Below are 20,683 nucleotides of genomic sequence, written 5' to 3'. Positions count from 1 at the left end.
ACGAACCGCTGTTGACGGTAGCGCCGTGCACGCTCTGCCCCGCTGGCGGCTTCGCCCGCGGCGAGGTCAGCGGCGCGCCTTCCTGAACCCCGGCAGCAGCGTCTGGACCAGCGCGTCCGTCTCCGCCTCGGCGCGACCGCCGCGACGGGTGCCACTGCTGCTGATCGTCCGATACATCTCGCTTGCAACCGCCTCCAGCGTCCGCCGGTCGCCCCTGGCCGCCACCGTGCGCAACAGGTCCCGCCAGAGGATCTGGGAGGTCGGTACCGCCCGCAGCCCCGTACGGCAGGCCGCCATCGCGGTCATCGTGTCGCCGAAGTCCAGCGTGAGTCCGGCGAGCCGGTGGGCCACGTCGACAACGCCTGCCCGGGTGCCGCGGGCGATCGGCCCGGCGGTGGCCCAGCGATAGCGGTCGGCCGGCAGGTTCGTCCACAACGCACCGCTGACCATCCGCAACGCTGTCGTCAGGTCCGCCTCGGTGTCGCTGCCGGGCATCTCGGCCCGGTGGTTGTAGGCGACGAACAGCTCCCAGTCGCAGCGCACCTCGGGAGCCAGCCGCCAGCGGCCCTCTGGATCGGCGGCGAGCCTGGGCCGCCCCTCGGCGTCGACTCCCAGCCAACGTCGCGTCTTCTCCAACGCGGCTACCACCGCGTCGCCGCCGCCCGGGTCCGTGCCCGCGAAGGAGATCTCCTCGGCGAGCTGGTGGCGGTGCGCCCCCTCGCGGTGCAGCGCGAGATACACGACGATCTCGGTGAGGAGATCGGCGTCGACGGCCGGCAGCGGCCCGGGCGCCTCCACCGTCGGCACGCCCAGGAGGCGTACCTGCGCCTCGCCGGTGGCCGGCGGCTCGTCGGTCGCCCGCGGCAGTGGAGGTTGCGCCGCCGGGAACGGGTCAGCGGCCCGCGGGACCCGACCGGGAATGGTCGGATCCCCGTCGGAGTAGGACGGCGCGGCAGGCAGTCCGGCTGGCAGGCTCGCCGCCGGGGTCGGCTGTGGCGCGGCGGACTTCGCCTCGTTCGGCGGCGGCACCGGCGGACGCGGTGGGACCTGACGCGGCGGCGTCGGGACCCGTTCCACCGGCATGCCATACCGCCCCGGCCCGGGCGGTTGGTCCAACGCGCCGGGACCTGGTCCGCTGGCGAGGGCGGCCCGCTCGGGTCCGGGGGCTGCGGTGACAGCGGCCTCACGGTTGGCCCGCATACGTGGCGTCTCGAAGTACAGCACCGGCGGAACGAGGGGAATGTCGGTGGGTCGGATCAGCGGTCGCTCGGGATGGGACGGCAGGCCGGGGCCGGTGGAACCACGGTCGTCGTCGTTCCCGGCGGAGTCGGGCACGGATGCCCGCGCAATGGCCGCCGGCCGGACCGGCCGCGGCTCCACAGCATCGGGCGCGGCCGCCGGGCTCGGTGTGATCGGCGGGAGCGGCGCGCCCGGTGTCATCGGCGGTGGCTCGGTCGGCTGGCGTCGTCCGTTGGCGGGCGGCCGGGTCGAATCCTGGTCCACCGCCGCCGGAAGAGCGGGGGCAGGCCTGGCGCCGCCCGGCGTCAGGCCGGTCGAGGATTCGGTCGCCGACGCAGGCGGGGGTGGCGTCCACGGCACGACGCCCGGCACCGAACCGCGGATCGCGGGCGGGCGAGTGACCTCGTCGACCGGCAGCGGGTTCGAACTGCGGCCGCCCGGCGTCACCTCGGGGCGCGGCTGCGCACCCGTGTCGCCCGGCACCGGTGGCGGTGCCGCCGGTTCCGGTCGCGACAGTTCGTCCGCCGGCGGGGGCGCGTCCCGGAACAGGGCGGCTATCGCTGCGTACTCCACCGGGGCGAGTGACTGTGCCCAGACGTCGACGCCGAGAACGCCGAGCGACATGCGGTGGTCCGCGCCCACGGTGAACCGCCACTGTGCGGCCCGCGAATCCCCGATGGTCAGGACGCCGATGGCGTGGCGGCGACCCCGCGCCATCCGGACAAGCCGGTCCGTCTCCTCCTCGCCCGCCGGCTCGGCCAGGATGAGCAGGTCGGGTGCGAGTGCTCCCGGATTACCGGCGATGCGTTGGCCAGCCTCCAGCGGAAAGTCGTCGCCGCCCAGGTGGCCCGCGGTGTCGTCGTCCTCCGGTTCGGACAGCTCGTCGAGGGCGGCGGCCGCGCTGGGCGCCGTCCACAGCCGTTCCGGCACGACCGAGAGCAGGTCGTCGAGCGCCTGGTCCGGCGGGAACCCGACGAGGCAGACCCGGAGGTCGTCCGACCAGAGGTTGGTCGCGAGTTCAAGCGCCACGGCGACTGCGACCTGCAGCGCGATCGTCCGGTCGCCCAGAAGGCTGATCACGCCAGGTGCCCCCTCGAGGTCCACCAGGATGCGTGAGCCGGCATCGTCGTGTCCGAAGCTCACCAGGGCGGGGTAGGGCGCGGGGATTTCCTGCGTGGCAGCGGGACCGTCGTCCGCCAGGACCCCGGGGATCCGGTCGATCCGCCAGGACCCGTCGATCTCGCCTGCCGCCCATGGCGATGGCGGGGGCTCGGTCTCCGCCGGAGCCATGTGCAGGATCAGCGTTTCCTCGGTGAGGATGGCGGCATAGACGGGGGGGAGAAGACGTCCCTGCGTGGTCAGCCCGACGGCGAGCGCTCGTAGCGACCGGTCGAGGAACCGCGCCGCTTCGGTGTCCGCCGCGAGCAGGAGCGCCTGCTCGACGGGGCTGGCTGGCTGCCCGGCGACGCCGGTCCGCCGCCTGGCCAGCGCCACGAGAACCCCGGCGGCGAGCAGGCCGGCGGAGGTGAACTCGACCGGACCCAACGCCGGTACCAGTGATGCCTCCGCGAGGTGCGGCGACGGCGGCTGCCCGCTGACGAGGTGCGCCGGAGGACCGTCGTCTATCGGGATGGGATGCGCCTCTGCCCGCTCGACCAGCTCCAGGTCGGTGCCGCGAGGCCCGTCGTCGTCCGCATCGTCGTCGGTCCCCGACCAGCCGCTCGTCGGTTCCGGCATCCGCATGACGCGCAGGCCGTCTCCCTGCGCGTCGGCCGGGAGCAGGAGCACCCACCCGGCGTGGATCAGGGAGGGCTTGGACAGCGTCCGGCCGTCCGGCTGGGTGCGACCTTCGTTGAGGTCGAAGATCTCCCGGTAGCGCAGTCCGTCTCCCAGGAAGCGTTCCGCAATGCCCCAGAGAGTGTCGTGGTGTCTTCCTTCGGCGGGTTGTACCTCGTAGAGCTTCACCACCCGCTCGCCTGGCACCAGCTGGCTGTGCCGATCAATCAGCGGGCTGGCCAACTCCGGCGGGTCGACCTGCCAGGCAGGATGCGCCTGGATCTCCTCGTCACGATGTGTGGCCTCCGCCGGCACCGCGTCAGTGAGGTCTTCTCCAGTGTCGTCGTACAGATCATCGGATATCTCGGCACCGTGTGGATCCGGGCCGAAGGCGTCGTCGAACGGATCGTCGTCGGCTACGTCCTCGTGATCCGGGAGCGGCGCATATCCGGCGCTCGCCGGAGCGGGCATGTCCGGGTGGAGAGTCAGCGCGGCGGGCGCGGACTCGAACGGGACGGCCGGATCACGGATGACGCCGGGGCCCGCTGCTGCGGTCCAGGCCTGCGGCGCCGAGACCGAGCTGTTCTGCGCCATCTGGAGGGCCGGGACGTCCAGCGGGACCGGGGCCGACGGCGGCGCGGCGGGTGCTGGCGGCACGAGTTGCGGCCGCAGCGGAGTCGGGGGAACCGCGCGCGGAACCCCCGCGGATCGGTTCCGTTCCCCAACGGCCGCCACCTGACTGTAAGTAACCGGGACGACCAGGGCGGCCGTCCCCGAGAGCAACAGCGCGGTGACGACCAGCCGGCGGGCGAGGACCTGCGGGATGCCGCCAAGGGGGATGCGGGGGGCAAGTCCGCTACCGCGCAGCTCCGCCCGCCATTCGGTGACGAGGCAGGCGACGAAGTGGAGCCAGATGGCCCAGAGGACCAGCGACAGCGCCGCCCGCGCGACGGCGCCGCCGCCCCCGTCGTGCTGAATCGGCGCGCCGAGCACCAGTGCGAGAAGGACGGGTACGCCGACGATCGCGAGGATGATGACGCCGAGGGCCACGAGGGCACGTAGGCGGTCGCGCGCTCGCTCATCAGGGGTTCCGACCGGCAGTACCTGCCGGCTCGGAACAGACGTGCTGCTCGTGACACCGGATCCCCCCGGCGTTGCGCCCGCGTCGCGAGAGTCCTGCTGTGCGGATCCGGAGGCGGGCGGACCGCCGCCTGATCGCCCTGCGCGGTCGCTGCGGGTCGGCGGCCGCGAGGGCGACGGTGCCGAGGGGAACGGCGTGGTCGACATGGATCGCCCCCGATCAGGCGCAGGGTCGGGCGGACGAGTGCGCTGGCGGTGCAGCGGTGCCCGGCCGCCGGGCATCCCGCCCGGCGCTCATGCTAGGTCGGCTGAGCAAGCAATCCGGTGCGAACGGTAAGTTTTCCCGCATTTTTGTGATCATTGATGAGATTCGTTCTTCATGGGGACGTTGGCTCCGACGTGGTGCGGCGAGGTGCTGCGTCGCGAGACCACGCCGGCCTGCCGGTCTGGTCCGGACCGGCAGGCAGGGGCGGTGCGCAGTAGGCATCCGGCCTCCTTACGCCCGCTGCGACGGCGGACGACAGCGGTACGAACCCGGCGTAACCGTACCAGTGCGGTTGCGGAGCGGGAGCATCGGCTGACAGATTCCGGATAGCTTCCACACGATGGGCATTCAGCGTCCGGTCAATGGGTGTGCCTGCGCGATCAATCTCGCGGTAGGTGACCGCTTTGGTGCATCTGGGTCATGTTAGCGGGCGTAATACTCGACGACGAGCTGTTCGTCGCATATCACCGGAATCTCGGCGCGCTGCGGCCGTCGATCGGCGACAACGGTGAGTCGGCGTCGATAGACCTCCAGGTAGGACGGTGGGTTCGTGGCGGGATCTGGTGTCTCGGCGACAAGCCGGAACAAGGTCATCTCGCGGCTACGAGGTGCGACGGAAATGACGTCGCTGGGCTGAAGGCGCTGGCCCGGCCGGTCGACGCGCTGACCGTTGACGTGGATATGTCCGTGACTGACGAACTGTCGAGCCTGAAGATCGTCTTGGCCAGCCCGGATCGCCGGACTGTTGCGCCGAGGCGGCACTCGAGGTCTTCGATGAGGGTGTGACCGGTCCGACCCGAGCCTCGCGCCGCGGCGGCGAAGGCGGCCCTCAGCTGCTTCTCGCTGACGTGGTACTGGAAGCGCAGACGCTGCTTCTCCCGCAGCCGCTCCTTGTAGGCGTCATCGTCACGCGACGGTGACCATGAACGCCCGGCAGAAAACATCGCCGGTCGTAGTGTCTCGCCGCCTTTTCCGTGAGGGGCAGGCCCAGGATCCGGCTCAGTTTGACGACCGGCTTGTGGCGCATCGCGCTCCTCTCATTTAAGTTAGGTAAACCTAAGTAAGTCACCATAGCTGCAGGGTCGAGGTGGAGGTACGTATGGCGGACCAGCGGCGACGCGCTGAAGGCGCAGCGATCAAGACGGCTGCTACCTTGATCAGCTTGGCGCCCTATGCCAACCTCGCGTTGTGGGGCGGCCGAGTTGTGTACGGCCTCCGCTTCGTCGCGGCGCCCGCCGAGGCAGCGCTGGCGCTGGACGAGCCCGACAGTTCGCCGGCAGCTCCCTGGCCGCACGCGGGGGTCTCGCCGGCCCATCCAGTAATCGGATCCACCGCTCCAGAGCCGTCGGCGGCCGTGGGTGGAGCGCCGACGCCGCGCGCGGGCCGGATCCTCCTGCTCGCTCCCGCCGCGTTGGCGGGTCCGTTCGGCGACGAGGATGTGGCCGCCAGGCTGAACTGCTGCGGGCCGGCGCCTGATACAGGTCGCTGGGCGTCCGTCGCGTTCGGGGGTTGGGTGTCCCCGGCAGCCGCCGCGCTGTCGCGAGCCGCCGCGATCAGTTTCGCTGAGCGGCATCCGACTCCGGATCTGCTCGGGCTGGGGTCCGGGTGGCTGCTGCTGCACCTGGAGATCGCTGAGGCGGTGGTTCGGACAGAGCGTGCCTGCGTCCTGCTCGACACGGACGAATCTGCTCTCTCGCGGATCGCGCGACTGATCGGCGTTGCGTCCTTTGGCTGGTCATCCGGCGTTCTGGATGTCGTTCTGGATCTCGGCGAGCCTGGCACGAAGCTGGTCGAGTTGGCTGTGCAGGTCCGTCAGGGTCCGTTCGTAGCCCGGCCAGACACTGGTGCGGAAATCGACCGCGCCGCGCCCGTCCCAGTTCTCCGGGTCGGTGAGGGTCCTGGCAGTGGAGCGCAGGTCGTCGAAGTGGCTCAGGAGCGGACCGTTGACGATCGAGGCGAGGCCGGCGATCGCGCTGACTGCCTCAGGCGTGCTGCGTACGGTGAGATCGGACGAGGTCATGGTGGGCTCCCTGCCGTGGCTGGTGCGGCGAGTCGGTCCGTGCGGTGTGCGGCGCGGTCATCAGCTCCCCGCCTCGGCGGTCCTCCTGTTGATCTCGGCGATGCCGTGGGCGAGCTCGGTGAGGTTGGCGTGCAGCGTGGTGAGCGCGTGCTGGACGTCCGGCCAGATCTGGCCGCGGAAGACCTGGGCTTTCGGGCCCTCCCAGTGCCGCGGATCCGCCAGGGTGTTGCCGTGGTTGACGAGGTTCGTGGCCGTACGCTGCAGACCGGGTAGGAGCTGACTCATCCGGCCGGCGGCCTGCATCGCCGCCGGGGTGGTGACCGTTCTCATGGGACTCCCTTGGTGGGGACGGGCGATCAGAGCAGGGCAGAGGTTGCCTCGCGGGACAGACGACCTGGACGGGTGTGACCGAACCGTGCCGGACGATGACGCCGCGTCCGGGTGGCTGCGCGGCCGCGCCGCCCCGAGAAAGCTGGACGCCGAGGAGATCGCCGTCTGTCGTTCGTCTGGGAGAAAGCAGCAGGCCGTGCCCCTCTCGACGGACGTCCACCGCAAAGCCGCGGTAGTGCAGGAGCAGCTCCTCTGTGTGCCCGGCCAGGACCAGAGCGCCCCCCGTGTCCCGGGCCTGCCGCCAGTGGTCGGCGAGTGTCGTTGCTGCCGGCTCACCGATCAGCTCGGCGTCGTCGACCAGCACGACGCTCGGGCGCGGTCCCGCCTGCTGTCCGAGCCAGGACCGCGGGTCCGGCGGTGGCCAGGGCACGCCGTCCGGAAGTAGCGGGGTGGCGCGGCCGGACCCTGTCGCGCCGGGACGGTTGAGGTCGGCGTCGAGGAAAGTGACACCCGGATGGCCCAGCAGGCTGCGCATCGCCGACGCGCGTGGTGTGACGGCGATGACCGGCTCGCCGGCGGCGAGCAGCGACAGCGCGATCGTCAGCAGAGTGCTGCTGCGACCGGCGCGCGGCGGGCCGCCGATGACGAACCCGGGGGCCTCGGTGAGATTGATCTCGATGACGTCGAGTTCGTCACCCCCGAGTCCGAGTGCCACCCTTCGGTCCGAGCCGGCTGAGCCGCTGACCGCCCGGCGACCGCGTGTCCGGACCATGCGGCTGTGGTCGACCCGCTCCGGCAGCCGTTCGATGCGAAAGGGGCGATGGTCGGCCCACCGGGGATCGGCGGCGGTCACCTGCGCGGCCGCGTACCTGCCCACTGCTCGCAACGCCGCCGTCTGGGCCTGTCCGGACGGCTCGGCGTCGAGCAGTCCCAGCTGAACCTCGACCGGATTGGGAAAGCGCCCGCCGATCGCCATGCCTCGTCCAGCGGGCAGCCGCTCGGGCATGTCAGCCGTCGTGAGGCCGGCGAGCGCGTAGTCGGCCTGGTCCGCCATCCGCAGGACCAGCCGCTCCTCGATCAGCGAGGCGACGCGTCCGGTCAACGCGCGACGGTCCGCGGACAGCACGACGCGCAGGCCGGCGGCGGGTCCTTCCCGCAGCAGCCGCAGCAGGCTCTCGACCAGGTCCCCGCCCGCCAGGTCCTCGAACTCCGCGAGAAATCCCTCGAAGCCGTCGACCAGGAGAACCAGGTAGGGCAGGCCGGCGGCACCGTCCGAACGGCGCGCCTCGCGCAGGTCCGCCGCCGCGTCGGCGGCGAACTGTCGCCGCCGTCCTTCCACGGTGCTGGTCAGCCGGGCGAGCAACCTGCTGACGCGCTCGACGTCGTCCCGGCCGACGAGCGCGCCAGTGTGGGGGAGAGCAGTCAGCGCGGCGAGGGCGTCGCCGCCACAGTCCAAACCGTAGATGTGCACGTCCTGGGGCGACAGCGCGGCAGCGATCGCGCCTGCCACGGTGCGCAGCGCCGTGGATCGCCCTGATCGGGAGGCGCCGACGACGAGCAGGTGGCCGCCGTCGACGACATCGAAGGTGAACGGCCGCTGGGTCTGGAGATCGCAGTGGTCGGCGAGCCCGATGGGCACCGCAGGGAGGCTGCCTGGCGTCTGGCGGTACGGCGAATCCAGCACGGAGATCTGGTCGGGCAGCGGCGAGAGCCAGGGGCGCCGCTGGGCGGGCACGTGCAGTGCCGCGGCGGCCCCGCGCACCGCGTGAACCAGGGCGGTCAGCTCGGTCTCTCTGGCGGAGTCGGTCGGAGCCTCGTTTCCAGGAGTCCATCCGGTGGTCTGGTCCGGCCAGGGCAGCGGAATCACCTCGGGCGGGGGCGCGGTGGCCTCGATGTTCGCGGTCGGAGCCGGGCCGCCGACCCAGCCTGTCTGCACCACCGACACGCGATCTGGTCCGGTTCGTAGCACTGCTCTACCCGGCGTCGCCGTCGAGAGGAGAGCGGCGTCTGGTCGGCCGACGATGTCCTCGCTCTCAGCGGTGTCCGTCACTCGCAGTGCGATGCGGAGATTCGTGTTGGCCCGGATCTCGGGCGAGACGACTCCGCTCGGACGCTGGGTGGCCAGCAGAAGGTGTAGGCCCAGAGATCGGCCGCGCTGGGCGAGGCCGACGAGGCCAGCCACGAATTCGGGCAGCTCTCGGGCCAGCGAGGCGAACTCGTCCACGACGAGGAGAAGCCGGGGGGGAACGGTGCCGGGTGGCCGGGACTGCAGCGCGAGCGCCTCCAGATCCTTGGCCTGGAACCGGGCGAGCAGTTCCTCGCGGCGGCGTAGCTCGGCGGACAGCGAGACCAGGGCGCGCCGAACCAGATGCGGGTCCAGATCCGTCACGAGGCCGACGGTGTGCGGAAGCGCGGCACACTCGGCGAACGCACTGCCTCCCTTGTAGTCGACCAGGACGAAGACCATCTCGTCCGGCCGGTAGGTCATCGCGTGCGCGATGATCATCGTCTGCAGCAGCTCGGACTTGCCCGATCCGGTCGTCCCCGCGATCAGGCCGTGCGGGCCGTCGCGGACGAGACTCAGGTGGAATGGCCTACCGTTGGCGACGCCGATCGGCACGGGACGCTCGCCGGCCGCGGCCGGCGTTCCCTGGGCGGTCTGCCACCGCCGACCGACCGCCGCTGAAGTCGGTCGGTCCAGGCAGATGATCTCCGAGAGGGGTACGGAGACGGGCAGCGCGCTGTCGTCGCCTCCCGGATCACGCAGCGGTGCAAGCGCACGCGCGACCGACTCGCACCATCGCGCGGACCCGACGAGTCCTGACGGGCTTCGGTGACTGCCGGCTGGCCCGACGAGATCGGGACTGATGCCCTCGACGGCTGGGCCCCGATCCTGCCGCATCGCCAGGTGGCGGCCCGCGGGCTCCACGACGGCGCGGCACTCGGCGGGCAGGTCCCGCACCGCTGATTCCAGGCAGAGGACGTGGATGCCAACGGCGGGACCCGCCTCCAGCACGGCGGTCATCCCAGGACGGGAGCGCAGTGTCCGTGCGCCGTCGAGGACGACCAGGACGTCCGGCTCGGGAGCGGCGTTCCGAGACCGCTGGTCCTTTCGATCGTCGATCATCGCGCGTAGTTCGGCGACACACGCGGACAGGCTGGCGGGGTCCGCCGCGAACCACGCGACCGCCGAGGACACCCGCCGGCAGTGCGGCAGCCAGCGAATCCAGCGCCAGGCGACAGCCCGCTGCGGATCGGCGGCCAGCACGCAGATGGCCAGATCCCGAGGGCCGTGCTGGACAGCGGCCTGGATGACGAGCCAGTGACCAAGGGCGCGGGCGGCGTCGCCGGGGGCGGCGACGCCGATGACGCCATGGTCGACCAGCGAGATCACCGCCGGGACGTTCGCGCTGAGCCGGTTCGCCTGCTGCCCCGGGGCGGTCGGCGAGATCTCGATCGCGGTGGGCTGCGTCGCCGTCCCCACCCGCAGCCGTAGGTAGTCCTCATCGCCTCGGCGACTGCGCCACAGCCCGGCGTCGCGTTGCCAGGCACTGATGAACAACCCCGCCGGATCGGGATGGTCAGCGTGTTGCTGATCGTGCTCGGTTCGCAGCGCCAGCTCGGCAGCGTGCCGCACATCCGCGCTCAGCTGCTGATGGCGGATGCGTTCGGCGCGAAGGGTACGGCGATCGCTTCGGCGGGTGCTCACCACCGACGCCACGAGATTCACGGGTCCGAGCAGGCCGAACAGCAGCAGGGTCGCAGATCCCAGCGCCACTGCCAGACCGGCGGCGGCCAGTAAAGGCAACAGGGTGGCCAGGACTGGCACCGGAGTCGCCCGTGGGCGGGTGGGCGGTACGGGCAGGTGGAACGCGCACGTTTCACGCGGCGCCCGGAGCCGGGGCGGACGGTTGACCTCGAGCCAGCCTGGTGTCGTGGCGGCGCGCAGCTCTGGGGTCACCGCGGGCTGGGGTGGTTGGAGTCGCAGCGTGAGCGCGGGTGAGCGCACCAGGATGCTCGCCACGTCGGCTGCTGCGCCCTGGGCCGGGCGGACGACCTCGGCATGCGGGCCGGGCAGGACGTCCCAGGTCCCGTCGACAGCGATCCGCACCAGCAGATGAGGCTCCGTCAGGCCCGGGGGGTTGACCAGGATCGCGCCGTCCGGATCGGTGCCGATGGCGTGTTCTCCCGCGGGCAGTGGATGTATGACACCGGCACCTGGGCCGGCTGCGACGACGAGATCGACCAGGCCGGCCGCGGAGGCTCGCCGGCACGCGGGCGCGTCGAGGAACAGAACCACGCCCTCGCGTATCGGGGATCGGGCGAGCGGCAGGTCCGGGTCGAGCGGGATGGCGTGGCCGGCGATGCTGAGGGACGGTGCTGCCCGAGCTGGCGCGCGATGGCGACTGACGGGCCGAACAGCGGCCGCGAGCGCGGCGGCCAATACTCCTATCGAAGTTTCGTCATCGGCGCGCACGAGAACGTCGGTGCGCGCTCCGGCGCGAAGGTCGTGAACGGTGAAGGCGAGCTGCACAGGTCGGAGATTACGGCCGAATGAAGGGGTGTGGCGAGTGAGTGCGACGCTCTGTGAATGATTTTTGGCTTATGGTTGTGGGAATTACTGTGGAGCAACATAATGGTCAAGTCACGGTGTGGAGCGGGATCGCCGCGCCTGCCCTGTCCGGTGCTGGGATCGGGTTCTGATTACTTCCCGACCGGCCCGTGCCACGAGCACGTCCCAGTCCTCGGTCGGGGGGTGGGGAGTGCCTTGCGCAGGCGAAATCGACAGCTTTCGCCCAGCTCCTGGCGATATGGGGGGCGCGGGGGGTGGCGTGACGTGCGCCAGGGCGACGCCTATGCTGACCGAGAGGTGGATTCGGTGCCCATGCACGTCGAGCGGCTCCGCGAGGGCGGCATCGAGACGTTCAGCGAGATTCGCGACGGCCGCGGCAGTGCTGGACCTGGTCAGCACGACGAATTCGTCGCCGTCCCATCTCCCGATTATGTCGGTCGGGCCGAGTACGCTTGAGAAGCGCTTGCCGGCGGCGCGTAAAGTAGCGTCTCCAATCGAGTAGTCGAAGGAGTTGTTGACTCGGCGAAATGCATCCAGATCCAGGAAAAGCGCGGCCGGCCCGGTTGCGCTTGGCGTGTCGACCATGGATTCCGCGCCGGGCGCTGGCCCGCTGGATTCGGCATTGTCCGTCGCGGTGGAGGCCGCCGCGAACCACGCATGCAGCGCGGCCCGGTTCGGTAGGCCGGTGACGGCGTCCGTCGTCGCCCGGCGCTGGAGCGCTGCCTCCCGTTCGTGTCGCTCGGTGATGTCGTCGACGATGACGACCACCCCGGCGCCGCGTACGAAGGTGCTCATCCGAACGTCGAGCCAGCGGTGGTTGCCGACCGTCGGCTGCGGCAGTTCGATCCGTGCTCGGGTCCGTCGGCGGTCGATGATCTGGCGGGACAGCCGGGCGAGCGTGCGGACGGGGGTGACGGGATCAGCGCGGAGGAGGTGGGTGCTGCCGGTCGGTGCGCAAGCGCCCGGGTCGGCCTGCTGACCGGCCGCCCGGTCGGCCGCGTCCGCGGCCTGGTCGCAGGCGGCCAGCCAGCTCATACCCGGGCGGACCGGGAGCAGCGCGAAGCCTGTCGCGGCGCTGCGCCGCCAGGCCTCGCTCAGACGGAGCACCGTGCCGTCCGGGCCGAGCACGGCAACCGGGGTTGGGAGGGAGTCGAAGACGGCCGCAACAACATCGTCGGTAATCACCGGGCTGATGTCCTTCCGGCTGTCGGGCTGTGGAGGTCGTGGAACGCCGCGCGACGCACGGCGATGACCCGCGACGCACGGCGATGACCACGGTCCTGGGGCGCCCCAGGCCGGGGCCTGCGACACGTGCTGCCAGGCAGCATCCTCCGGCGGGTTCCGAACCGGCGGGTTCCACTTGGCCGGAAAGTGTCCCGGGAAAGGCCATCCTGAGTGGCTGGCATGCGGTCAGGTAGTGACTCCCATCGCCCGCCGCGGACGTGGTGGTGGCCGCGAGCGCGGCGGCCACCACCAGGAGTTCGCAGATCGGTGCGGGTCGTGCCGCGGAGCAGCCGCGAGTCAGATTTCGGTGAGGAGGTTCTGCATGTCGCTGATCTCGGTTGTCTGGGTGCGCTGGATGTCCTCGGCGAGCTGGCGTGCTGGCGGATGAATGCCGTCGCTGCGTTCGGCTGCGGCGGCGGAGACGGCTGCCTGATGATGTTCGATCATCATCGCGAGGAAGAGCTCGTCAAAATTGGATCCACGGGCGTCGCGTAGCGCGGTCATGTCCTCGACGGACATCATCCCGTCCATGTCGCCACCTGGCGTCATGGACGCCATCGACTGGTCGGTCATGACGTGCCCCGGGTGCGGGGGGCTGGTGGAACTCGCGGCGGGCGAGCCCTGCGCCGCTGGAGAGGCGATGGTCTGGCCCCAGGCGGTGAGCCAGCTGGTCATGGTTTCGATCTGGGGTGCCTGCGAGGCCCGAATCTGTCGGGCCAGGGTGCTGACCCGGGCGTCCTTGGCGCGGGTGGGAGCCAGATCGGCCATCTCGACGGCCTGCCGGTGATGAGGAATCATGTGCTGGACGAACGCGATGTCCGCCGCGTTGTGGGCACCCGTGGCGGTGTAATCCTGGTCGGTGTCACTCCCGTCGCCGCCACAGGCCGCGAGGAAGGCCAGCGCCAGCAACGTCGCGAAAAGCAGTATCAGTCGTCTCACGTGCGGTGTCCTCGTCTGCCGGATTCCTGCAAGGCCGTGATCCGTAAGCCGGCCGGCGGAGTCCAGGGCGACGTCCTCGGCCGGGTTGGGCGCGGCCTACCGGCGAAGCACACAGAGCTGGGAGAGCGTGGGAGCGAGGGTGCGCAGCCGGTCTCCGGGCGGCAACCGGCCTGGCCGCGGCGGACCAGGGAACCGGTCGGGCAGGCGGCGCGCGGCGCGGGCGGCGCTGGCCAGTAGCACAATGAGGAACAGCAGCCCGCTGAGTCGGAGAAAGGCCAGGCACAGTGGGCCGGAATGGGTGCCGTGCTGCGGCCCACTGGCGGCAGCCGGATCGAGCGTGGCGGCCGGTCCGGGATCGGAGTGCGTTCTGGTCGCACCCACCATGGGCGACATAGCCGCGTGCAGGCCGGCCAGATGATGGCCGGCCGGTCCGGTTCGGCCTGGATAACCGGACAGGCCGCCGTGCATCACCAGAACCCCGAGCAACAACGGCACGACGATGACCAGCAGTGAATACCCGCCCCTGCCGAGCTTTTCGCGGATCAGGGCGGGCACCGTTGCATGATGCTCCGCGAACCGGTCGGCCGCCGAATCGTCCAGCACCTCCGGACCGGCTCGTTCGGCGGTCGGCCAGGTAGGCGGTGCGGGCCTCCCGCCGCGCTGTTCCCGGGAAGTGCCACCGTCAGATCAGGACGGTGGCGCGCCGGGCGGCGCGGGGAGACGGAGCCCGCCGGCCGAGCGTGCTCTTCCGCGCGATCTTGGTGGACAGGACGGCCTTCTCCGTGGGTGAGTGGGCGGCCCTTGCCCGGACGTGGACCTGTCCGGTCAGCGTCCGTCGTCTGCGGGTGGCCGGCGAGGACCCCGCCGGTGTATGCCGGGCAGCCGTCCGCCAGCGCGTTGATCGTGCCCGAGGCCAAGGCCGAGCTCGCGGCGGCGATAGTGCCGGCGCCGGCGGACCGCAACATGGGTAAGCGGCGAGAACAATCAGCCGGGCTGGTGTTCCTGCCGATCAGCGGACCAACCAGCGTGGCTGGCCGCGTGAACGAAGGGCGGAGGCTCCGGGATTTGAACCCGGGAGGGGGTTGAAGCCCCCAACCGCATTAGCAGTGTGTTAGGACCCGTTTTGCCTAGATAGGTGTAAACGGACCTGGCATGGTTCACCTGGGCATTTCACGCACCGTAACAGGGGTGGGTAAGCGCAGTTCGGCTCCCACTGGCGCTCTTTGTGCCATCCCCGTGCTATCCGATCGAGGGACCCATGACACCGCCCACAAACCCCCTGACCCCCGGCCAGCTCCTCGCCGCCCTCCGCGCCTGGGCCCGAGGCAGCCTCACCGCCGAGGCCGCCGTCGAACTCCTCGCCACCTGGAACGACGGCTACTGGATCAACTGCATGACCGTCAAGCCGGTGCGGTTCGGCGTCACCTACACCGATGACCCTGAGATCGTCTTCGGAGACACCCCGCTGGCCGAGATCGATTGGCGCGCACTCTCCCGCAGGCGCATCACAGCCTCCGGTGGCGAGCGGGCGATCCTGCTCATCGCCGCCGCGATTGGCGGCGACACCCCGGTCGACCTCGGCTCCGAGTTGGCCCGTCTCGGCGAACACGGCATCGCCTGCGTCCTCGCCGCGATCCGTCACGTCGGAGGAGTCCAATGACGATCGAGTGGATCAGCGTCGAGTCCGCCACCCCACGCGGCGCCGACCCTGACGAAAGCGCCGTCGACGTGCACGAGCTCCGCCGCGCCCTGGCCGCCGAGCGCACCCGTGCCGGTCAGGCTGTGGTGCGCGCCGCCGCCGCCGAGGCCGAGTTGCGCCGGGTCCGCCGGCAGCTACTCGCGGCCCGGGGCGGTCCGCCGGGCGCCGTGGTGGTTGTGCTGGCCGCGCTCGCCGTGGGCTGGTGGCTGCTCGGGCGGGCGGGTGCCCAGTGAGCGCCGTCGACCCGGCCGCGCTCGAACAGCTGCCCCGCGACGTTGCCGGCCAGGTACTGGACAGCGGCGCGGCGGAGATGATGTGCGGACCGCGGGAGGACGGCTACCGGGTCGGGCTGGTCTTCTCCTGGGATGAGGAGGCCGGCGGCCAGCGGCCCACGGCCGCGCAGATGGACGCGATCGCCGCGGCGATCAACGCTGCGCCGGGTCTGCTGGCCGCGTTGGACACCGCCGAACGGGAGCGGGACCAGGCGCTGGTGCTGGCGGAGATCCACCGGCAGGAGCGGGACGCCGAGATGGCCGCCCGCTTCACCGTCATCAAAAAGTGGGACACGGCGAGAGGTGAGGCGACCCGCCTCGCTCGGGTGGTCCGCGAGCAGGAGCAGGCCGCCGGGCAGGCCGCGCGGGCGGCGGCGGTGGCGCATCAGGCCCACGTCGACGCGGCCGTGCTGCTCGTGACCGAGCGGGACCGAGCGCTCGCCGCGCTCGGCCGGATCGCCGAGGGCGACGAGCCGACCGCCGAGGAGCGGCTCGCCACCGACAAGCTGGGCGACTCCTATCCGGACTATCTGCCGGACGCGCGGATCATCGCCGCTCTCACGCCAGCCGCGCTGGAACAGGGCACAGACGCCGCCGCGCGGCTCAACAACGGGGAAAACCATGACTGAGCCTGAACCGGATCTGCCGGTCCATCGGGTGGCCGCCGTCGTCTGGCTGGACCTGCCCGCAGATACCTACGCCGATGCCGCCAGCCACGTTGACGGCGCGATCAGCCGCGGATGCCCGGTGAGCGTCCGCTACCCGGCCGTGCGGCCATGCGGCACCTGCCCCTGGCGCCGCGCCGCGGATCCGTCCGGCGCTGACATCCCGGGCTACAGCCTGGAGCTGATGCGCGGCCTCGCCCGCACCGTTCCCGGGCCCGGCGAGGGCGACGGCTGGCGGGACATCATGTCCTGTCACACGGATCGCCGTGACGAGCCGTGCCGCGGCTATCTGGCGGTGGAGGGGCTGACAAACCTGCGGGTGCGGGTGCTGGCGATGACCGGGGCGGTCCCGCTCGGCGCGGTGCAGGATGCCTGCGTTGAGCTGGATTTGTACGGGTCGTATGCGGAGATGCGGGCCGCACATGAGGCCGCTGCGGGTGCCCGGTGAGCGCCGTCGACCGGGCCGCGCTCGAACAGCTCCGCGCTGCCGCGGCCCCGTTGCCGTGGCGAGCAGGCGAGCCCATGTGGTCCTACGTCTACCCCGACCCCGATGACCCTGACGAGCCGGACGCCTGCTCGTACTGCGGCAGAGGCGAGCTCATCTCAACCGATGAGGTCGACGGGAACCTTCGGCACCTGCACATGGTCGATGCGGACCACCTCATCTACGGGGCCGGCGGCGAGAAGGTCACGGGCAACTACGACTGGGAGGACGGCGGGATCGTCCGCGCGGAGGACACCCAGTTCGTCGTCGCCGTTGTGAACGCGCTGCCCGCTCTGCTGGCCGCGTTGGACGTCGCGAACGCCAAGCTGCTCGGCGGCCCCACCGTCCGCGCCCAGCTCTACGCCCAGAGCCGCGCCTACAGCGAGCTCATCACCTGGGCCTGCCGCGACGACGAGTGGTGGAGGCTCCGCCTCGGCATCGACGACCCTGCCCCCAGGTGGCACCGGGAGCCGGTCCCGTCGTCGCGGGATGGGCTGACACCACTGGGCTGGGTCGAGATCCCGCAGGACGTGACCGTCCGTGCTGCGGCCGGCCAGGAGGAGAACGACTGTGGCTGACGATCTGACCCCGGCGGGTCTGCGTGCCCTGCTGGACGCGAACGAAGCGGCGGCACACGAGCGCATGGTGTCGCTCACCGTGCCGGTCGGCCTGCTCCGCCAGATGCTGGCGGCGGTCGACGAACGGGACCGGCTCGCCGCGCATCTCGGGTCGGAACGGGCGATGCACGAGCAGACCCGGGGATCGGCCGCGGGCGCTGCGGTCGAGCTGGGCGCGCTCCGCCAGCGGGTAGCCGAGCTGGAGAACGCCCGCGGGCGGCTCCGGACCCGGGTCCGCATGTTGACGGGGCAGCGATACGAGCGGGTGGAGTCCGCCGCCGCGGACACGGCGGGCAGCACGACCCCCGTGGTCACGGACGCCATGGTCCGGGCCGCGATCGACGGCGTGCTCGACCTGCGCTACGGCGACCACGAACACGACTGCCACCGGCATCACGACGGCGGGGACGAGTCGTGGAACAACGGCTGCGGCGGCTACGACTGGCAGTGCCCGTTCTGCCGGGTCACGGGGGCGCATCCGAGCGTTGGCGTTCCGGCTCGCGAGCGGGTGTTCCGCGCCGCGTTGACGGCGGCTCTCGCGGTGTCGCCGGCCGGCAGCCCCACACCGTCCAGCACGACGGAGACCTCCCGGTGAGCGCCACCGAGGGCGCCATCGGGGCCAGGCCCGCAGCCACCCCGCCCGCCATCGGCGACTGGCTATGGGAGATCAACCAGTGCCGCGGCAGCCTCGACTGCTGGACCGCCTACGCCAACCGCAAGGTCAGCCCCGGAGAGCATTGGAAAGGGCATCTCCATCGGCTCCGGATCACCCGGCGCACACCGAAACGGGTCTACTGCGAGGACCACCGCCGGGAACGGTTCACCAGCCGCGCCGATTTGGAGACCGCCGGCCAGTCCTCGTACGGACGTGAGCGGCACGAGCCTGAACTCCACGCGGCCGAACCGCCGATGCCCGACTGGTGGGCGAAGCCGGCGATGGCTGCCGCCCATCCGGATCGTGGTGGTGACCCTGCGGTGTTCCGGGAGGCGCATGCCCGGTATGAGGCGGCCCGCCGGTCGGAGCTGTCCCGGTGACGCCCCGCCGAGAGGCAGACCAGGCTGAGAGGCAGGCCACCTTTGAGCGTGTCACCTGCCGTAGCACGATTCCGCCTCTCGTCGTCCACGGCAGTCTGACCGAGACGGAACTGACGTTGGCGCTACTCCGTCATGTCGCCAGGCAGCGTGATGCCGGTATGGCCCGCCCGTTCAACGTGACCGTCGCACCCGACCTGTCGAAGGGCGCCGTTTGGGTTGGGGATGCCGGTGCGTATGTGGGCTGGTCGATCCGGTTCGGCGAGGTGACCTATGACTAGCCCGGCCTGTCCGCTGTCCGCCCCGTTCTCGGACAGGCCCGCCGCGCCAGCCAGTCCGACGCCGAGGCCGGGGCAGGTCCCGGTCGTCGCGTGGCAGTCCGCCCGGCTGCCCGACGGGGTGAACACCTGCCCGTCCTGCGATGACGGGGAGACGCCCGACCAATGCATCTGCGTGATGGAGGAGGAGACCCGTGCCGGAATCTGAGCCCGATCTGCTCACCGAGGCCGCAACACTGCTGGCAACCCGCCCCTGCGAGACCACGTCCGCGGCAGGCCCCGGGGCCTGCACTCGGGTGGACTCTGGCCGTTATGCCTACGCCCGGGATGGGGCGAGTAGCTGGTGCCCGCCGTGTGTGATGTGGGCAGGGCTGCACGGGGTGGAGTTGACCCGGCAGCCCTGCGCCTGCGGGCTCGACGGGGAACGGGACCGCTGCATCGACGGCGCCGTGTATGTGGAATGCGGGCATGAATGGTGCCCCGGGGTGTGCTCGCATGACGGGGACTGCCCGTGCGCCTGCCATCGTGCCGAGGCGTCCCGTGCCGAGACCTGACGGTGTCCGGCTCCACCACCGGGGCGAGCAGATTTACGAGGTCCACGCCCCCGTTGGCACTGTCATCGCGACGTACGACGGCTGGACCTCCCGCGCACCTGACGGGCAGACGTTCCACGCCCGCCACCGCGACAACGCGGTGACCGCGCTGGTCCTGTACGCGGTCCGCCGCTCGCGGGCTGAGACCGACCGCCACTACCCGGAGGACGACGATGCCTAGAACCCGCTACCGGACCGGACCCGGACGACCTGACCCTGCTGGGCTGGGTGGAGATCCCAGTGGCTGCCGGGCGTCCCGCGCCCACCCCGGCCGGGGAGACCAGCGCCGAGGAGACCAGCGCCGAATGCCGCCACCGCGGGGAACCGGTCAGCCCGCTGCCCGCAGGATCACCCCTGCCCGGCGGCGATCTGTCGGAGGCCGATGATGGTGGGGACTGTCCCGTGGCCGGTCCGCGCGAGTAGCCCACGCTCGCAGGACTTCTCCATCCACATGTCCATCTGCCCCGGCCGGGCGCCGAGCCGCTGCGCGACTGCCGGCCAGTCCACCCGGTCGGTGTCGTCTCCCGGTGGCCGGGTGGCGGCCAGCGCCGCCCACACGTCCTGGTCGTCCAACTCGGCAATCCGGACGGCGGTTGCCGTGTGACGCCCCTGGGCGGTCAGGGTCCACTGTCCGTCGCCTGTCACGGCCAGCAGCCCACCGGCCATCCAGGTCGCGGCCCGCAGCGCCAGCCATGTCCGGTCCAGGTGTCCCGCCGGCGAGTCCAGAACCTCCGCGACGTCGTCCAGCTCGCCGGAGGGTGTCAGCGCGGCGGCGAGCGCATGCCACAGCTCCCGCCAGCCGGGTACGGGCCGGCCGGCGGACAACCCTGGCCATCGTGTCAGGGAGTACAGGGTCTGACCGGTGGCATTACGCCGCCGGTCCAGCAGACCCTGGTCAGCGAGCACCTCTAGCGCTGTGGACATCAGCGGCGGAGCCAGGCACAACCGGTCGGCCACCTTCCGGGCACCGATCGCACCGGAGGTGGCCGGCGAGTGGCTACCCGCCCATAACAGGGCCTGACCGACCGCGGCCGGGTCGACCGCGGTGATCCGCCGGGCAAGCGTCGCCTGCCGGGTCATGACGCGTGGGGGAGCTGGTCCATCCGGCCGGCGCGGATCGCGACGGCCACCGCCTGCCACACGTCCACGGGCAGCCGGGCCTCCCGGCCGGACAGGTAGCCGTACGCCAGCACGACGTCGCCGCCGTCCCGGCGGGACCGCCCCCCGGACGACGACCACACCGTCCACTCCGCGTCGAGGTGGTCGAGCGCGCCGGCGCGGGTCGCAGCGGTCAGGGCGTGCCAGATGACCCACGGTAGGTGAGTGTCCGTATTGCTGTGGCGGATGATGACCTCGGCACCCTGGCGGGCCACGAGTGCCGCGGGCGCTTCGGCCGGAGCCGGCGTGGTAGTCAACCAGGACATGATCACTCCAGGGGGATCGGGTGCCTGCCCGCCACCCGTCGCGGAGGGGGGCGGCGGTCTCCTGGGCGGGCAGGCGGCATGAGACGGCCCGCCGGACCGCGCTGTGGGCGCTCGTGTGGGCCGGCGGGCCGGATCGGGGGGCGTCAGACCGTGTCGCGCAGGCGCTCCCGGTC

Annotated in this window: 19 protein-coding genes; 9 read left to right on the top strand and 10 right to left on the bottom strand. The window is 71.5% G+C overall.

Annotation, left to right across the window (positions count from 1 at the left end):
* Window positions 1–66 precede the first annotated feature (66 nt).
* The 5 genes from MXD60_RS24285 to MXD60_RS24265 form a co-directional block, all read right to left on the bottom strand.
* Complete coding sequence (locus MXD60_RS24285) at window positions 67–4,065, bottom strand: LysM peptidoglycan-binding domain-containing protein (protein ID WP_248821665.1); 3,999 nt, start codon at window positions 4,063–4,065, stop codon at window positions 67–69.
* 718 nt (window positions 4,066–4,783) lie between these two features.
* A complete protein-coding gene (locus MXD60_RS30500) occupies window positions 4,784–5,041 on the bottom strand; it encodes a hypothetical protein (protein WP_248821671.1) in 258 nt (85 codons plus the stop codon).
* On the bottom strand, window positions 4,951–5,304 hold the full coding sequence (locus MXD60_RS30495; protein ID WP_248821664.1) for a ribosomal protein uS4 family protein: 354 nt from the start codon (window positions 5,302–5,304) through the stop codon (window positions 4,951–4,953). The genes MXD60_RS30500 and MXD60_RS30495 overlap by 91 nt, the downstream gene beginning before the upstream one ends.
* 791 nt (window positions 5,305–6,095) lie before the next feature.
* Window positions 6,096–6,380, bottom strand: a complete 285-nt coding sequence (locus MXD60_RS24270; RefSeq protein ID WP_248821663.1) for a hypothetical protein — start codon at window positions 6,378–6,380, stop codon at window positions 6,096–6,098.
* Window positions 6,343–10,821 carry an FtsK/SpoIIIE domain-containing protein gene (locus MXD60_RS24265; RefSeq protein WP_248821662.1) on the bottom strand — a complete coding sequence of 1,493 codons (4,479 nt, stop codon included), beginning with the start codon at window positions 10,819–10,821 and terminating at the stop codon, window positions 6,343–6,345. The genes MXD60_RS24270 and MXD60_RS24265 overlap by 38 nt, the downstream gene beginning before the upstream one ends.
* Here MXD60_RS24265 and MXD60_RS24260 point away from each other — a divergent pair.
* Entirely contained in the window at window positions 10,774–11,268 is a 495-nt protein-coding gene (locus MXD60_RS24260) for a hypothetical protein (protein ID WP_248821661.1), read from the top strand. The two genes, MXD60_RS24265 and MXD60_RS24260, sit on opposite strands and share 48 nt — an antisense overlap.
* Before the next feature lie 87 nt (window positions 11,269–11,355).
* On the opposite strand, the gene MXD60_RS24255 is transcribed toward MXD60_RS24260, so the two are convergent.
* The 3 genes from MXD60_RS24255 to MXD60_RS24245 form a co-directional block, all read right to left on the bottom strand.
* Complete coding sequence (locus MXD60_RS24255) at window positions 11,356–12,468, bottom strand: diguanylate cyclase domain-containing protein (protein WP_248821660.1); 1,113 nt, start codon at window positions 12,466–12,468, stop codon at window positions 11,356–11,358.
* 336 nt (window positions 12,469–12,804) lie between these two features.
* Window positions 12,805–13,446, bottom strand: a complete 642-nt coding sequence (locus MXD60_RS24250; RefSeq protein WP_248821659.1) for a DUF305 domain-containing protein — start codon at window positions 13,444–13,446, stop codon at window positions 12,805–12,807.
* Between the two features lie 96 nt (window positions 13,447–13,542).
* On the bottom strand, window positions 13,543–14,049 hold the full coding sequence (locus tag MXD60_RS24245) for a DUF6153 family protein (RefSeq protein WP_248821658.1): 507 nt from the start codon (window positions 14,047–14,049) through the stop codon (window positions 13,543–13,545).
* A 655-nt stretch (window positions 14,050–14,704) separates the two neighbouring features.
* Between MXD60_RS24245 and MXD60_RS24240 the strand changes: the two genes are divergently transcribed.
* From MXD60_RS24240 to MXD60_RS24205, 8 genes are all read left to right on the top strand, one after another.
* Complete coding sequence (locus tag MXD60_RS24240; protein ID WP_248821657.1) at window positions 14,705–15,106, top strand: hypothetical protein; 402 nt, start codon at window positions 14,705–14,707, stop codon at window positions 15,104–15,106.
* Window positions 15,103–15,378 (top strand): hypothetical protein, encoded by a 276-nt coding sequence (locus tag MXD60_RS24235; protein WP_248821656.1) that lies wholly within the window; start codon window positions 15,103–15,105, stop codon window positions 15,376–15,378. The genes MXD60_RS24240 and MXD60_RS24235 overlap by 4 nt, the downstream gene beginning before the upstream one ends.
* Window positions 15,375–16,046 (top strand): hypothetical protein, encoded by a 672-nt coding sequence (locus MXD60_RS24230; RefSeq protein WP_248821655.1) that lies wholly within the window; start codon window positions 15,375–15,377, stop codon window positions 16,044–16,046. The genes MXD60_RS24235 and MXD60_RS24230 overlap by 4 nt, the downstream gene beginning before the upstream one ends.
* Window positions 16,039–16,530 (top strand): DUF6283 family protein, encoded by a 492-nt coding sequence (locus MXD60_RS24225; protein ID WP_248821654.1) that lies wholly within the window; start codon window positions 16,039–16,041, stop codon window positions 16,528–16,530. The genes MXD60_RS24230 and MXD60_RS24225 overlap by 8 nt, the downstream gene beginning before the upstream one ends.
* A complete protein-coding gene (locus tag MXD60_RS24220; protein ID WP_248821653.1) occupies window positions 16,527–17,144 on the top strand; it encodes a hypothetical protein in 618 nt (205 codons plus the stop codon). Before MXD60_RS24225 ends, MXD60_RS24220 begins: the two co-directional genes overlap by 4 nt.
* Window positions 17,137–17,778, top strand: coding sequence for a hypothetical protein (locus tag MXD60_RS24215; protein ID WP_248821652.1), 642 nt, complete (start codon window positions 17,137–17,139; stop codon window positions 17,776–17,778). Before MXD60_RS24220 ends, MXD60_RS24215 begins: the two co-directional genes overlap by 8 nt.
* Entirely contained in the window at window positions 17,775–18,218 is a 444-nt protein-coding gene (locus tag MXD60_RS24210; protein ID WP_248821651.1) for a hypothetical protein, read from the top strand. The genes MXD60_RS24215 and MXD60_RS24210 overlap by 4 nt, the downstream gene beginning before the upstream one ends.
* Window positions 18,219–19,033: 815 nt before the next feature.
* Window positions 19,034–19,267, top strand: a complete 234-nt coding sequence (locus tag MXD60_RS24205) for a hypothetical protein (protein WP_248821650.1) — start codon at window positions 19,034–19,036, stop codon at window positions 19,265–19,267.
* A gap of 167 nt (window positions 19,268–19,434) precedes the next feature.
* Here the strand turns inward: MXD60_RS24205 and MXD60_RS24200 are convergent, their stop codons facing one another.
* Both MXD60_RS24200 and MXD60_RS24195 read right to left on the bottom strand, forming a co-directional pair.
* Window positions 19,435–20,010 carry a hypothetical protein gene (locus MXD60_RS24200; RefSeq protein ID WP_248821649.1) on the bottom strand — a complete coding sequence of 192 codons (576 nt, stop codon included), beginning with the start codon at window positions 20,008–20,010 and terminating at the stop codon, window positions 19,435–19,437.
* A gap of 152 nt (window positions 20,011–20,162) precedes the next feature.
* Complete coding sequence (locus MXD60_RS24195) at window positions 20,163–20,510, bottom strand: hypothetical protein (protein ID WP_248821648.1); 348 nt, start codon at window positions 20,508–20,510, stop codon at window positions 20,163–20,165.
* Between the last annotated feature and the right edge of the window lie 173 nt (window positions 20,511–20,683).

The organism is Frankia sp. AgB32, from assembly GCF_023243045.1.
Taxonomy (GTDB): Bacteria; Actinomycetota; Actinomycetes; order Frankiales; family Frankiaceae; genus Frankia.
The sequence above is the reverse complement of the archived record's forward strand: the minus strand, read 5'-3'. Positions and strand labels throughout refer to the sequence as shown.

Excerpts from the sequence above, each read along its gene's own strand:
- MXD60_RS30495 (WP_248821664.1), bottom strand. The coding sequence starts at position 5,304 with ATGTTTTCTGCCGGGCGTTCATGGTCACCGTCGCGTGACGATGACGCC.
- MXD60_RS24270 (WP_248821663.1), bottom strand. The coding sequence starts at position 6,380 with ATGACCTCGTCCGATCTCACCGTACGCAGCACGCCTGAGGCAGTCAGC.
- MXD60_RS24260 (WP_248821661.1), top strand. The coding sequence starts at position 10,774 with ATGCGGGCCGGGCAGGACGTCCCAGGTCCCGTCGACAGCGATCCGCAC.
- MXD60_RS24240 (WP_248821657.1), top strand. The coding sequence starts at position 14,705 with ATGACACCGCCCACAAACCCCCTGACCCCCGGCCAGCTCCTCGCCGCC.
- MXD60_RS24235 (WP_248821656.1), top strand. The coding sequence starts at position 15,103 with ATGACGATCGAGTGGATCAGCGTCGAGTCCGCCACCCCACGCGGCGCC.
- MXD60_RS24225 (WP_248821654.1), top strand. The coding sequence starts at position 16,039 with ATGACTGAGCCTGAACCGGATCTGCCGGTCCATCGGGTGGCCGCCGTC.
- MXD60_RS24200 (WP_248821649.1), bottom strand. The coding sequence starts at position 20,010 with ATGTCCACAGCGCTAGAGGTGCTCGCTGACCAGGGTCTGCTGGACCGG.
- MXD60_RS24195 (WP_248821648.1), bottom strand. The coding sequence starts at position 20,510 with ATGTCCTGGTTGACTACCACGCCGGCTCCGGCCGAAGCGCCCGCGGCA.